This window comes from Curtobacterium sp. NPDC088465, assembly GCF_044753165.1.
Lineage (GTDB): Bacteria > Actinomycetota > Actinomycetes > Actinomycetales > Microbacteriaceae > Curtobacterium.
On record NZ_JBIVMR010000004.1, the window covers coordinates 123,256 to 137,619 of the forward strand.

The 14,364-nt window shown below is 72.5% G+C and carries 10 protein-coding genes and 1 pseudogene; all 11 read left to right on the forward strand.

What is annotated here, in order from left to right:
• The first annotated feature begins 26 nt into the window (after positions 1–26).
• Entirely contained in the window at positions 27–1,067 is a 1,041-nt protein-coding gene (pheS, locus tag ACIP6W_RS14990; protein ID WP_311206330.1) for a phenylalanine--tRNA ligase subunit alpha, read from the forward strand.
• Positions 1,067–3,559 carry a phenylalanine--tRNA ligase subunit beta gene (gene pheT, locus ACIP6W_RS14995; RefSeq protein ID WP_400430228.1) on the forward strand — a complete coding sequence of 831 codons (2,493 nt, stop codon included), beginning with the start codon at positions 1,067–1,069 and terminating at the stop codon, positions 3,557–3,559. Before pheS ends, pheT begins: the two co-directional genes overlap by 1 nt.
• Before the next feature lie 74 nt (positions 3,560–3,633).
• Positions 3,634–4,731, forward strand: a complete 1,098-nt coding sequence (locus tag ACIP6W_RS15000) for an N-acetyl-gamma-glutamyl-phosphate reductase (protein ID WP_400430230.1) — start codon at positions 3,634–3,636, stop codon at positions 4,729–4,731.
• Positions 4,728–5,927, forward strand: coding sequence for a bifunctional glutamate N-acetyltransferase/amino-acid acetyltransferase ArgJ (gene argJ / locus ACIP6W_RS15005; protein ID WP_400430232.1), 1,200 nt, complete (start codon positions 4,728–4,730; stop codon positions 5,925–5,927). Before ACIP6W_RS15000 ends, argJ begins: the two co-directional genes overlap by 4 nt.
• Positions 5,927–6,829: pseudogene (gene argB, locus ACIP6W_RS15010) on the forward strand (acetylglutamate kinase); the annotation flags it as partial. The gene argJ and the pseudogene argB, both read left to right, overlap by 1 nt.
• A 158-nt stretch (positions 6,830–6,987) precedes the next feature.
• Entirely contained in the window at positions 6,988–8,211 is a 1,224-nt protein-coding gene (locus ACIP6W_RS15015) for an acetylornithine transaminase (RefSeq protein WP_066656412.1), read from the forward strand.
• Positions 8,208–9,152 carry an ornithine carbamoyltransferase gene (gene argF, locus ACIP6W_RS15020; RefSeq protein ID WP_400430234.1) on the forward strand — a complete coding sequence of 315 codons (945 nt, stop codon included), beginning with the start codon at positions 8,208–8,210 and terminating at the stop codon, positions 9,150–9,152. The genes ACIP6W_RS15015 and argF overlap by 4 nt, the downstream gene beginning before the upstream one ends.
• 20 nt (positions 9,153–9,172) lie before the next feature.
• Positions 9,173–10,276 (forward strand): argininosuccinate synthase domain-containing protein, encoded by a 1,104-nt coding sequence (locus ACIP6W_RS15025; RefSeq protein WP_400430236.1) that lies wholly within the window; start codon positions 9,173–9,175, stop codon positions 10,274–10,276.
• 111 nt (positions 10,277–10,387) lie between these two features.
• Positions 10,388–11,836, forward strand: a complete 1,449-nt coding sequence (gene argH / locus ACIP6W_RS15030) for an argininosuccinate lyase (protein ID WP_271826071.1) — start codon at positions 10,388–10,390, stop codon at positions 11,834–11,836.
• A complete protein-coding gene (locus tag ACIP6W_RS15035; protein WP_271826070.1) occupies positions 11,833–12,528 on the forward strand; it encodes a DNA-3-methyladenine glycosylase in 696 nt (231 codons plus the stop codon). The genes argH and ACIP6W_RS15035 overlap by 4 nt, the downstream gene beginning before the upstream one ends.
• Before the next feature lie 50 nt (positions 12,529–12,578).
• A complete protein-coding gene (tyrS, locus tag ACIP6W_RS15040; RefSeq protein WP_209685498.1) occupies positions 12,579–13,892 on the forward strand; it encodes a tyrosine--tRNA ligase in 1,314 nt (437 codons plus the stop codon).
• Positions 13,893–14,364: the final 472 nt, after the last annotated feature.

Consider the following 14,364-nt stretch of genomic DNA (forward strand, 5'->3'; position numbering starts at 1 on the left):
CCCGGGGGCCGGTAGGCTTGGGCCTCGTGTCAGAACACCTCGAGATCAGCGAAGCGGCCGTCGCCGACGCGGTCGACCGGGCCCTCGCCGCGGTCCGCGCGACGACGACCGTGGCCGAGCTGAAGCAGGCCAGGGCGGAGCACACCGGCGAGCAGTCGACGCTCGCGCGGATGAACGCGTCGATGCGCAGCGTGCCGAAGGAGCAGAAGGCCGAGGCCGGCAAGCTCGTCGGCCAGGCACGCGGCCGGGTCAACGCGGCGGTCGCCGAGCAGGAGTCCGTCCTCGCCGAGGCCGAGGAACGCGCCCGGCTCGAGTCCGAGCGCGTCGACGTCACCGCCCTGCCGGTCCGCCGGGCACCGGGCTCCCGCCACCCGCTCTCGGTCCTCAACGAAACCGTCGCCGACATCTTCGTCGGCATGGGGTGGGAGGTGGCGGAGGGCCCCGAGCTCGAGCACGAGTGGTTCAACTTCGACGCGCTGAACTTCGACCCGGACCACCCCGCACGGGCGATGGCCGACACGATCTTCGTCGAGCCGGTCGACCGGCACCTGGTCATGCGCACGCACACCTCCCCGGTGCAGGTGCGCTCCCTGCTGTCCCGGGAGCTGCCGCTCTACGTGATCGCCCCGGGACGCGTGTACCGCGCGGACGAGCTCGACGCCACGCACCTGCCGGTCTTCACCCAGGTCGAGGGCATCGCGATCGACAAGGGCCTGACGATGGCGCACCTCCGCGGCACGCTCGAGCACTTCGCGCGCCAGGTCTTCGGCGCCGGGGCGCAGATCCGCCTGCGTCCGAACTACTTCCCGTTCACCGAGCCCAGCGCCGAGATGGACGTCTGGCAGCCGAACGCCAAGGGCGGCGCGCGGTGGGTCGAGTGGGGCGGCTGCGGCATGGTGAACCCCAACGTCCTGCGTGCGGCCGGCATCGACCCGGACGAGTACCAGGGCTTCGCGTTCGGGATGGGCATCGAGCGGACCCTGCAGTTCCGCAACGGCCTGAACGACATGCGTGACTTCCTCGAGGGCGACATCCGCTTCTCGCAGCAGTTCGGAACGGTGGTCTGATGCGCGTCCCACTCCGTTGGCTCGGCGAGTCCGTCGACCTGCCCGACGACGTCTCCCTCGAGCACGTCCACGCGGCCCTCGTGTCGGTGGGCTTCGAGGAAGAGGACGTCCACACCTACGACCTCACCGGCCCGATCGTCGTCGGCCGCGTGCTCGAGCGCGAGCCCGAGCCGCAGAAGAACGGCAAGACGATCAACTGGTGCCAGGTCGACGTGGGCGAGTCCGAGCCCCGCGGCATCGTCTGCGGTGCGCACAACTTCGACGTGGGCGACCTCGTCGTCGTGACGCTGCCCGGCGCCGTGCTGCCCGGGCCGTTCCCGATCGCCGCGCGCAAGACGTACGGCCACGTGTCCGACGGCATGATCGCCTCGGCCCGTGAGCTCGGCCTCGGCGACGAGCACGACGGCATCCTGCGCTTCGCCGACCTCGGCATGGACCCCGAGGTCGGGGCCGACGCGATCGCGCTGCTCGGCCTCGACGACGCCGCGGTCGAGATCAACGTGACGCCGGACCGCGGGTACGTGATGAGCATGCGCGGCGTCGCCCGCGAGTACGCGCACGCCACCGGTGCCGGCTTCCGCGACCCGGCGGCGCGCGTGACGCCCCGCTCGGGCGAGGGGTTCCGCGTCACGATCGACGACCAGGCCCCGGTCCGCGGCCGTGTCGGCGCGCACACCTTCGTCACCCGCGTCGTCCGTGGCATCGACCCGACCCGGGCGACCCCGGCGTGGATGGTCTCCCGCCTGGCGCTGGCCGGCGTCCGCTCGATCTCGCTGCCCGTCGACATCACGAACTACGTCATGTTCGAGCTCGGCCAGCCCCTGCACGGCTACGACCTGGCGAAGGTCCGCGGTGGCCTCGGCGTGCGTCGCGCGGCGGTGGGGGAGACCCTCGTCACCCTCGACGACACGACCCGCGCGCTCGACCCCGAGGACCTCGTCATCACCGACGACGACGGCCCCGTCGGCCTCGCCGGTGTGATGGGCGGTGCACGCACCGAGATCTCGGACACGACGACCGACGTGCTGATCGAGGCCGCCGGCTTCGACCAGGTATCGATCGCCCGGACGGCCCGCCGGCACAAGCTGCCGAGCGAGGCCTCGAAGCGCTTCGAACGCGGGGTCGACCCGCTCGTGGCCGAGGCCGCTGCGAACCGTGCCGTCGAGCTCCTCGTCGAGCTCGCGGGCGGCACGGCGGACACCCTCGGCTCCACGCTCGTCGACGCCGAGCCCCGCCCGACGATCACGATGCGGGCGTCGCGGCCTGCCGACCTCGTCGGTGTCGAGTACACCGACGCCGAGGTCATCGACACGCTGCGCGCCATCGGTGCGACGGTGGACGTCGACGGCGAGGTGCTCGTCGTCACGCCGCCGTCCTGGCGACCGGACCTGACCGACGACACCACCCTGGTCGAGGAAGTGGCCCGCATCGTCGGCTACGACCGCATCCCGAGCGTGCTGCCGATCGCCCCGCCCGGACGCGGTCTGACCCGGCACCAGCAGGCCCGTCGGCGCGTGTCCGCCGCCCTCGCAGCGGACGGCCTCGTCGAGGTCGTCACCGCTCCGTTCGTCTCGCAGACCACGCAGGACGCCTACCCGGGCATCGACGGCGACGGTGGTCCGAGCGTCGTGCTCGCGAACGCGCTGGACAGCGAGCAGTCGCTGCTCCGTCGCAGCGGGCTCCCCGCGCTCGTCGACGCCGCCCGCCGCAACGTGTCCCGCGGCCTCGTCGACGTCGCCCTGTACGAGACCTCGCGCGTGTTCCTGCCGACGACGGACGTGCAGCTCGGCACCGACGCCGTGCCCGCCGGCGCCGAGCGGCCCGACCCCGACACCCTCGGTGTGCTCGACGCGTCGCTCCCGCCGCAGCCGTTCCACGTCTCGGCGTTGCTGACCGGCAACCGTGTCGTGAAGCAGCCCGGCGTGCAGCCGGAGCCCTACGGCATCGCGGACGCGCTCGACGTCGCCCGGGCCGTCGCCTGGGCGGTCGGTGTGGAGCTCCGGGTCGCACAGACGAGCCACCCGTCCCTGCACCCGGGGCGTGCGGCCGCGCTGCTCGTCGGTGACACCGTCGTCGGTGTCGCCGGTGAGCTGCTGCCCGTCCTCACCGAGGCCGCGGTGCTGCCGCGCGTCGTCGCCGTCGTCGAGCTCGACCTCGACGCCCTGGTCGCCGCGGCACCGGAGCTCGTGTCGGTGGCGCCGATCGTGTCCTACCCGGCGGCGACGCAGGACCTCTCCCTCGTGGTCGCGGTCGACGTCCCGGCGGGTGACGTGCTGGACGTCGTCCGCTCTGGCGCCGGAGAGCTGCTGGAGTATGCTCGGCTCGTGGACGACTACCGGGGCACGGGCGTGGACGAGGGACAGAAGTCCCTGACGTTCGCGCTGCGCTTCCGCGCCACGGACCGCACGCTGACCGCTGCCGAGGCCTCCGAGGCCCGTGACGGCGCCGTCCGACGTGCCGGCGAGCGATTCGGGGCGACCCTGCGCGACTGATCCACCGGATCAGCACCGCCCGGGGCCGCCGCCTCCGACTCTCTCGACGACCAGTCCGACCAAAGGTGGAACCCATGTCCGTATCCGTCGCCGTGGCGGGAGCCTCCGGCTACGCGGGCGGAGAGCTCCTGCGCGTGCTCGCCGCCCACCCAGAGTTCGACGTCAGGACGGTGACGGCCTTCTCGAACGCGGGGCAGCCGCTCATCGCGACGCAGCCGCACCTGCGGTCGCTGGCACACCTGACGCTGGTCGAGACGACGGCGGCGAACCTGCGCGGACACGACGTGGTGTTCCTCGCGCTGCCGCACGGGCAGTCCGGGGCGATCACCGCCGAGCTCGACGAGGACACCCTCGTCGTCGACTGCGGCGCGGACCACCGGCTCACGGACCCGGCTGCGTGGGACGCGTTCTACGGCGGCGAGCACCACGGCGCGTGGACCTACGGCCTGCCGGAGCTGCTGCACGCCGCGCCGGCGCCCGGGACGGCGGAGGAGTGGCGGGACGTCGACGACATCGCGGGCCTCGGGCGGCAGCGCACCGAGCTCGCGGCGACGAAGCGGATCGCGGTGCCGGGCTGCAACGTCACGGCGGTGACGCTCGGGATCCAGCCGGGTGTCCAGGCCGGGCTCGTCGAGACGGACGACCTCGTCGCGGTGCTGAGCGTCGGGCCGAGCGGAGCCGGCAAGAAGCTCGCGACGACCTACCTCGCCTCGGAGATCATGGGCTCCGCGAGCGCCTACGCGGTCGGCGGCACCCACCGGCACATCCCGGAGATCCAGCAGAACCTCGTGGCAGCGGGGGCCGGTGACGTCCGGATCTCGTTCACGCCCGTGCTCGTGCCGATGTCGCGCGGCATCCTCGCGACGACGACCGCCAGGCTCTCGCCCGGGGTCAGCGCGCGCGACGTCCGGATCGCCTGGGAACAGGCCTACGCCGACGAGCCCTTCGTGCACCTGCTCCCGGAGGGCGAGTTCCCCCGCACCGCGGACACCGTCGGCGCGAACACCGCGCTCGTCGGCATCGCCGTGGACGAGGCCGCGGGCCGGGTGGTCGCCGTGAGCGCCCTCGACAACCTGGCCAAGGGCACCGCCGGCGCGGCCGTGCAGTCGGCCAACATCGCCCTGGGCTTCCCCGAGACCCTCGGCCTCAGCGTGGACGGAGTCGCACCGTGACCGACGAGACCTCGACGGACCAGCCCGACACGGGCCTCCAGGGCGTGACCGCCGCTGCGGGCTTCCGCGCGGCCGGCGTCACCGCCGGACTCAAGACGAGCGGGAAGCCCGACGTCGCCCTCGTGGTGAACGACGGCCCCGACGCGACCGCGGCCGCCGTGTTCACCAGCAACCGCGCCCAGGCGCACCCGGTGATCTGGTCGCGCCAGGTCGTCGGCGACGGTGTCGCCCGGGCCGTGGTGCTCAACTCCGGCGGCGCGAACTGCTTCACCGGACCCTTCGGCTTCCAGACCACGCACATGACGGCGGAGGCGGTGGGTGCCGCGCTCGGCATCGGTGCCGGCGACGTCGTCGTCTGCTCGACGGGCCTGATCGGCCGCGGTGACCAGACGTTCCGTGACGGCGTGCTGCGCGGTGTCGACCTGGCCAGCGCCGCGCTGGCGGCCGACGGCGGCCCCGACGCTGCGGTCGCGATCATGACCACGGACACGACGCCGAAGCAGTCCGTCGTGACCGAGGACGGCTGGACGGTCGGCGGCATGGCCAAGGGCGCCGGCATGCTGGCCCCCGGGCTCGCGACGATGCTCGTCGTCATCACGACCGACGCCGTGCAGACCGCGGAGCAGCTCGACCAGGCGCTCCGCGCGGCGACCCGCGTGACCTTCGACCGCGTCGACTCGGACGGCTGCATGTCGACCAACGACACCGTCGTGCTGCTGTCCTCCGGTGCGAGCGGGGTGACCCCCGAGGTCGGCGACTTCCAGGAGGCACTGACCGCGGTGTGCGCGGACCTCGCCCGGCAGCTCCAGCAGGACGCCGAGGGCGCGAGCCACGACATCACGATCGAGGTCACCGGCGCGGTGTCCGAGGACGAGGCCGTCACGGTCGGGCGCAGCGTCGCCCGGAACAACCTGTTCAAGGCCGCGGTCTTCGGCAACGACCCGAACTGGGGCCGCGTGCTGGCGGCGATCGGGACCACCGACGCCGAGTTCGACCCGTACGCGGTCGACGTCAGCATGAACGGCGTCCGCGTCTGCCACGCCGGTGCCCCGGACCGGCCGATCGACGAGGTCGACCTGACGCCGCGCGACACCCACGTCCTGATCGAGCTCGGGGTCGGCGTGCACGCGGCGACGATCCTGACGAACGACCTGACGCACGAATACGTCCACGAGAACAGCGCGTACTCCAGCTGATGAGCGACGACCTGACCAAGGAAGAAGAGCACGAGCTCGCCGCCGTCAAGGCCGCGACGCTCATCGAGTCCCTGCCGTGGCTGAAGCGGTTCTCGGGCAAGACCGTCGTCGTGAAGTTCGGCGGCAACGCCATGGTGAACGACGACCTGAAGCGGGCGTTCGCCGAGGACATGGTCTACCTGCGCTACGCGGGACTCCACCCGGTCGTGGTGCACGGCGGTGGGCCGCAGATCTCGGCGGCGCTGAAGGAACAGGGCATCGCGTCCGAGTTCCGCGGTGGCTACCGCGTGACGACGACCGAGGCGATCACGGTCGTCCGCGACGTGCTCGCCGGCGAGGTCAACCGCGAGATCGTCGACCTCGTCAACGAGCACGGTGACGGTCTGGCCGTCGGCGTCTCCGGCGACGGCGGCTCGCTGTTCACCGGTGAGAAGAAGGGCGTCGTCGTCGACGGCGAGTACTTCGACCTCGGCCACGTCGGTGACATCACGCACGTCGACCCGTCCGACGTCCTCGCGGCGATCGAGGCCGGACGCATCCCGATCGTGTCGAGCATCGCGATCGACGACGCCCACCCGGACCAGGCGCTGAACGTCAACGCCGATGCCGCGGCCGGTGCGCTGGCCATCGCGCTCGGTGCCGCCAAGCTCATGATGCTGACGGACGTCCCCGGCCTCTACCGCAACTGGCCGGACCGCGACTCGATCATCGACCTGATCGCGGTCGACGAGCTCCGGGCGCTGCTGCCGAGCCTCGAGTCGGGGATGATCCCGAAGATGACCGCGTGCCTCGACGCCGTGGTCGGCGGGGTCGGCGGCGCGACGATCATCGACGGGCGGATCCCGCACTCGATCCTGCTCGAGGTCTTCACCCTGCGCGGTGCGGGCACCGAGGTGATCCCGGACCCGAGCCGTCGCACCGAGAACCAGAACACCCACGCCGAGGTCGGCCGACGGGTGCCCGAGTCCGCAGCGGACCCGGGCCGACACGCGGCGACCGACGCCGCCGTCACCGACACCACCGTCACCGACACCGCCACGACGCAGAAGGGGAACGAGCAGTGAGCACCGAGACGCACACCCAGACCTGGAACGACCGGTTCGGGGCGTCGCTCATGCGATCCCTGACCCCGCCGAAGATCATGCTCGACCACGGTCAGGGCTGCCGCGTGTGGGACGTCGACGGCAACGAGTACCTCGACTTCCTGGCCGGCATCGCGGTGAACTCCCTCGGCCACGCCCACCCGGCCCTCGTCGAGGCCGTCGCCGACCAGGCGGCGAAGCTCGTGCACGTCTCGAACTACTTCGCGACGCCGCCGCAGCTCGAGCTCGCCGAGCGCCTCAAGCGCATCACCGGTGCGGGGGACGCCGGCCGCGTGTACTTCGGCAACTCCGGTGCCGAGGCGAACGAGGCCGCGTTCAAGCTCGCGCGGCTGAACAAGGGTGCGGACGGTCGCAAGACCCGGATCCTCGCGCTGAAGCAGGGCTTCCACGGCCGGACGATGGGTGCGCTCGCGCTCACCGGCAAGCCCGCGCTGCAGGAGGACTTCCTGCCGATGATCGCCGGCGTCGAGCACATCGACTCGACGGTCGAGGCGCTCGAGGCGGCCGTCGACGACACCGTCGCCGCGCTCATCCTCGAGCCGATCAAGGGCGAGGCCGGCGTGGTCGACCTGCCCGAGGGCTTCTTGCAGGCCGCGCGTCGCCTGACCGAGGAGCACGGCGCGCTGTTCATCCTCGACGAGATCCAGACCGGGGTCGGCCGCACCGGCAACTGGTTCACCTTCCAGGGCCACGGGTTCACGCCGGACGCCGTCACGATCGCGAAGGGCATCGCCGGTGGGTTCCCGATCGGCGCCCTCGTGACCTTCGGCTGGGCGTCCGAGCTGTTCTCGGCCGGCCAGCACGGCTCGACCTTCGGCGGCAACCCGCTCGGCACCCGCGTCGCGAACGCGGTGCTCGAGGAGATCGAGCGCGCCGACCTGGTGGCCGGCGCGGTCACCAAGGGCGAGCGCATCCGTGCCGGCATCGCGGCCCTCGGTTCGCCGCTGGTGCAGGAGGTCCGGGGCACGGGCCTGCTCGTCGGCGTCGGCCTGACAGCGCCCGTCGGCCCCGCCGTCAACGCCGCCGCCCTCGAGCGCGGCCTCATCATCAACGCCCCGAACGAGTCGAGCCTGCGCATCGCGCCGCCGCTCATCGTGTCCGACGCCGAGATCGACGAGTTCGTGTCGATCCTCGGCCAGAGCCTCGCGGCCGTCGCCGCCGAGCAGGAGACCTCCGCATGACCCGCCACTTCCTCCGTGACGACGACCTGACCCAGGCCGAGCAGTCCGCGATCCTCGACCTCGCCGCCCAGATGAAGGGTGACCGCTGGGGCGAGAAGCCCCTCGCCGGGCCGCAGACCGTCGCGGTGATCTTCGACAAGTCGTCCACCCGCACCCGGGTGTCCTTCCACGTCGGGATCTCCGACCTCGGCGGCAGCCCGCTCGTGATCACGACGGCGAACAGCCAGCTCGGCGGCAAGGAGACCCCGTCGGACACCGCCCGCGTGCTCGAGCGCATGGTGTCGGCGATCGTCTGGCGCACCTACGCCCAGTCCGGACTCGAGGAGATGGCGGCGGGCACCCGCGTCCCGGTCGTCAACGCCCTGTCGGACGACTTCCACCCGTGCCAGCTCCTCGCCGACCTGCTCACGATCCGCGAGCACCGCGGCTCGCTCGCCGGGCAGACCGTCGCGTTCATCGGCGACGGCGCGAGCAACATGGCGCAGTCGTACCTGCTCGCGGGAGCGACCGCGGGCATGCACGTCCGCGTCGCCGCTCCGGCGGCGTTCAGCCCGGACGCCGCGGTCGTCGCCGACGCCGAGCGTCGTGCGGGCGAGACCGGTGGCTCCGTCCTGGTCGTCACCGACCCGGTGGCGGCCGTCGCCGGCGCCGACGTCGTGGTCACCGACACGTGGGTGTCGATGGGCAAGGAGGACGAGAAGCAGTCCCGACTCGACACCTTCGCGGGCTACCGGGTGGACGACGAGCTGATGGGGCACGCCGCCGACGACGCCGTGTTCCTGCACTGCCTGCCGGCGGACCGCGGGTTCGAGGTGACCGCCGAGGTCATCGACGGGCCGCGCAGCATCATCTGGGACGAGGCGGAGAACCGGCTGCACGCGCAGAAGGCCCTGCTCGCCTGGCTCCTGGCCGCGAACGCGACCGGCAGCCCGGCCGCCTGACCCCGCTCGACTGGAGTCCCGTGACCGATCGCATCGTCGTCGCCTGCTCCGCCGGGGTGGACCCGGCGGCAGCCGTCGAGCACTTCGCCGTCGACCACGAGGTCCTGGCCCTGGTGGTCGACCTCGGCGGTCGGTCCCGCGAGGTCGACGCCGTGCGGGACCGGATGCGGGCCGCCGGTGCGGTGGACGCCGTGGTGGTCGACGCGAAGACCGAGTACGCCGACCGGTACGTCGTCGCGGCGGTCCGGGCGAACGCCGGCGGCCCGGGTCGCCCGCTCGTCCCGGCGCTGCGGCTGCCGATCGTCGCCGACCACCTGGTCCGCACGGCCCGGCAGCTCGGCGCGGTCGCCGTCGCGCACCTCACGAGCGCCCCGGACGAGGTCGCCCTCACGACCACGATCGCCGGGCACGATCCCGACCTCCGGGTCCTCCCGGTGCCGACGGCCGTCGTGCCGGCCGGCGGTACCGAGCACGACGTGTGGGGCCGTCTCGTCACCGAGCCGGACCTCGAGGACCCGTGGGCCGCGGTCGACCGTGCGGACTGGGCGCGCACGGCGGAGGTCTCCGCGCAGCCGGACACCGAGCCCGACGAGGTCACCGTGACCTTCGAGCACGGCGTCCCGGTCGCCCTCGACGGGCAGCGCTTCCCGGTCCTCCGGCTGCTGCGCGAGCTCGACGCCCTCGCCGGCCGTCACGGGGTCGGTCGGCACGACCTGGTCGTCGACCTGCTCGACGGCCGCAAGGCCCGACGTGTGGCGGAGACACCGGGTGCGACGGCGCTCGTGGCCGCGCACCAGGACCTCGAACGGATCACCCTCGAACGCGAGGTCCTGCGCTGCAAGCAGGGCGTGGACCGCGAGTGGGCGGAGCTGGTCGACGAGGGTCGCTGGGCGAGCGGACTCCGCCGCGCGCTCGACGCCTTCATCGAGGAGACGCAGCGGCACGTCTCCGGTGACGTCCGGCTCCGGTTGCACGGCGGGGTCGCGAGTGTCACCGGGCGCCGGTCGGAGCAGAGCCTCTTCGACTTCGAGCTGGCCGGGGCACCGGCCACCGGGAGCGTGTCGTTCGCGAGCGCCCGGGCCCGACCGACGCGGACGGCCACGCGGCGCGACCGCGCGAACTGACGCCCCACCGGCACCACGCAGCACCGCCCCCACCAGCACCACGCAGTACCACCCCCCGAAGCACCGCCCACGAACCGAGCACGACCGACCCGTACCCCCAGGCAGGACGACATGACCGACGCGACGCAGCCCAGCAAGACCGACGCCACGAACACGGGCGCCCTCTGGGGTGGCCGCTTCGCCGACGGCCCCAGCGCCGAACTCGCCGCGCTGTCCCGGTCGACGCACTTCGACTGGCAGCTGGCCCCCTACGACATCGCCGGGTCCCGCGCCCACGCCCGTGCCCTGCACACCGCCGGCTACCTGACCGAGGACGAGCTCGAGCGCATGACCGCCGGCCTCGACCGCCTCGAGACCGCCCACGCCGACGGTTCCCTGCAGCCGGACGACGGCGACGAGGACGTCCACGGTGCCCTCGAGCGCCTGCTCATCGCCGACCTCGGCCCGGAACTCGGCGGCAAGCTCCGCGCCGGCCGGAGCCGCAACGACCAGATCGCGACCCTGGGCCGCATGCACATGCTCGACCACGGCCGGCGGATCGGGCGCCTCGTCATCGACCTCGTCGACGCGATCTCGCAGCAGGCGAGCGAGCACCCGGCGGCGATCATGCCCGGCCGCACGCACCTGCAGCACGCCCAGCCGGTGCTCCTCGCCCACCACCTGCTCGCGCACGCGTGGCCGCTCGTCCGGGATCTCGAGCGGCTCCGCGACTGGGCCGACCGTGCGAGTGTCAGCCCGTACGGGGCCGGCGCCCTCGCGGGCAGCTCGCTCGGTCTCGACCCGACGGCGATCGCGCACGAACTCGGCTTCGCCCGCCCCGCCGACAACTCGATCGACGCCACGGCAGCCCGCGACGTCGTCGCCGAGTTCGCGTTCGTCCTCGCACAGGTGGGCATCGACGTGTCCCGTCTGGCCGAGGAGATCATCCTCTGGAACACCAAGGAGTTCGGTTTCGTCCGGCTGCACGACGCCTTCTCGACCGGGTCGAGCATCATGCCGCAGAAGAAGAACCCCGACATCGCCGAGCTCGCGCGCGGCAAGTCGGGTCGGCTCGTCGGCAACCTCACCGGCCTCCTCACGACCCTGAAGGGCCTGCCGCTCGCGTACAACCGCGACCTGCAGGAGGACAAGGAGCCGGTCTTCGACTCGGTCGCCCAGCTCGAGGTGCTGCTGCCGGCCTTCACCGGCATGGTCGCGACGCTCGCCTTCGACACGGAGCGGATGGCCGAGCTCGCGCCGCAGGGCTTCTCGCTCGCGACCGACGTCGCGGAGTGGCTGGTCCGGCAGGGCGTGCCCTTCCGCGACGCGCACGAGATCTCGGGGGCGCTGGTCCGGTACTGCGAGGAGCGCGGGATCGAGCTCGACGAGCCCGGCGACGACGAGTACCGCGCCGTGTCCGAGCACCTCACGCCCGAGGTGCGCGGCGTCCTGACCATCGAGGGCAGCGTCGCGTCGCGCGCCGGTGTCGGCGGGACGGCGCCGGAGCGCGTCGCCGAGCAGCTCGCCGCCCTGACCCGTCGCGTCCACGACCTGACCGAGGGCGCGCCCTTCACCCGATGAGCGACGCGCTCCTCGCGCTCCTGGCCGAGCCGGCTCCGGTGTGCGCGCCGGCGCTGCTCGGCGCGACGATCACCGGGCGTGGTGTGACACTGCGCATCACCGAGGTCGAGGCCTACTGGGGCCCGACCGACCCAGGGTCGCACGGCCATCGCGGCCCGACACCGCGCAACCGGCACCTCTTCGGGCCGCCGGGCACGCTCTACGCGTACCGCTCGTACGGCATCCACACCTGCGTGAACGTGGTGAGCGGCCCGGAGGGCACGTCGTCCGGCTCGCTCCTGCGCGCCGCCGAGGTCGTCGACGGCATCGAGGTCGCCCGGGCTCGCCGCGGTCCGTCGGTCGCCGACGTCGCCCTGGCCCGCGGTCCGGGCAACCTCGGGCAGGCTCTCGGTGCCGTGCTCGGCGAGGACGACGGCACGTCGCTCCTCGACGGCTCGGGACCGTTCCGGCTCGTGCTCGCACCCGGTCTGGAGGCGCGGCTCGCCTCCGCCGACCCGGCGGACGTGGTCGCGGAGCTGCTCGCCGAGACGGTGGCCGGCCCCGCGGGGACGGCTCCGGTCCGGCGGATCTCGCGCGGACCGCGCACCGGCGTCGCCGGTGTCGCCGGCGGCGCGTCCTTCCCGTGGCGCTCCTGGCGCACCGGTGAGCCGACGGTGTCGCCGTACCGACGGCACCGGCGCGCGGTCGACTGACGGGGCCGCGCCGATCCTCCCGGCCGTCGCCCGGTGGCTACGATGGTCGGGTGTCCAGCGCAACCGATCCCGATGTCCTGACACGCCAGCAGAACGACCCCACCTTCGCCTCGGTGTGGGACGAACTGCGCTGGCGCGGTCTGGTGCACGTCTCCACCGACGAGACGGCACTCCAGGAGGCCCTCGACGGCGGGACCGTCACGTACTACTGCGGTTTCGACCCGACCGCACCCTCGCTGCACTGCGGCAACCTGCTGCAGCTGCTCACCATGCGCCGGCTGCAGCTCGCCGGGCACCGGCCGCTGGCGCTCGTCGGTGGGTCGACCGGCCTGATCGGCGACCCGCGTCCCACCGCGGAACGCACGCTGAACACCCCGGAGACGGTCGCCGAGTGGGTGAGCCGACTGCAGGCGCAGGTGTCCCGGTTCCTCAGCCCCGACGGCGAGAACGGCGTGCGGCTCGTCAACAACCTCGACTGGACGGCACCGCTGTCCGCGATCGACTTCCTGCGCGACATCGGCAAGTACTTCCGCGTGAACGCCATGCTGAAGAAGGACGCCGTCGCCGCACGCCTGAACTCCGACGCGGGCATCAGCTACACCGAGTTCAGCTACCAGATCCTGCAGGGACTGGACTACCGCGAGCTCTACCGGCAGTACGGCTGCACGCTGCAGACCGGCGGTTCGGACCAATGGGGCAACCTGACCTCCGGCACCGACCTGATCCGTCGCACCGAGGGGGTGTCCGTGCACGCGCTCGGCACCCCGCTCATCACGAACTCGGACGGCACGAAGTTCGGCAAGAGCGAGGGCAACGCGATCTGGCTCGACGCCGAGATGACCTCGCCGTACGCCTTCTACCAGTTCTGGCTCAACACGGCGGACGCCGACGTGGTCGCCCGGCTGCGCGAGTTCACGTTCCTCGATCGTGCGGAGATCGGTCGACTCGAGCAGGCGGTCGCCGACGAGCCGTTCCGGCGCGAGGCCCAGCGGACCCTGGCGTTCGAGGTCACGTCGCTGGTGCACGGAGCGGCGGCGACCCGGGCGACGATCGACGCCTCGGCGGCGCTGTTCGGCAACGGCGACCTGGCCGCGCTCGACGAGGCGACGCTGCGTGCCGCGGTCGCCGAGCTCCCCGGCACGGTGTCGCTGCCGGGCGAGGCCGACGTCGCTCGCGCCCTCGTCGACACCGGACTCGTGAAGTCGCTCGGCGAAGCGCGCCGGGCGGTCGACCAGGGAGGCGTGTACGTGAACAACGTCCGCGCCGACGACGCGACCGCGCAGCTCGCGAGCCTCGCGCTGCCCGGCGGAGTCGTGGTGCTCCGACGCGGCAAGAAGACCCTGGCGGGCGTCACGCTCGGCTGATCGATCCACCCTCGGTGCACCCGGTGCCCGGTCTCCCGACGGAGACCGGGCACCGCTGCGTCCGGAGGAGTTGCACAGTGCGACACGCCCGGGAGTGGGGCGCGGTTGGCGCTCCCGCCCAGCGCTGCGTAGAGTTCTTACTCGTCACCCCAAAGGTGCGGCGGAGCGGCTGGAGCGAGAGCCCAGAGCCTGCCGGCCTCAAGCGGGACCATCCTCCACCGAAGTTCAGATCAAGCCTTGTGCTCGATCGCTTCGACGCTTAGGATGACTACTCCACCGGCCCTCTCCCTCGGGATGAGCCACAGGACCTCGGTCCGACGCGATGCCGGTGGTACCAAGAACACAATGCCCCTCTGGCGGAGCTCCTTCGTGGAGTCGAGTGGGGGGTGCGTCTGGTCCTTGAGAACTCAACAGCGTGCACATTGTCAATGCCAATTATTTTGACCCCGTGCGATTGCAGCTTTGGTTGTGG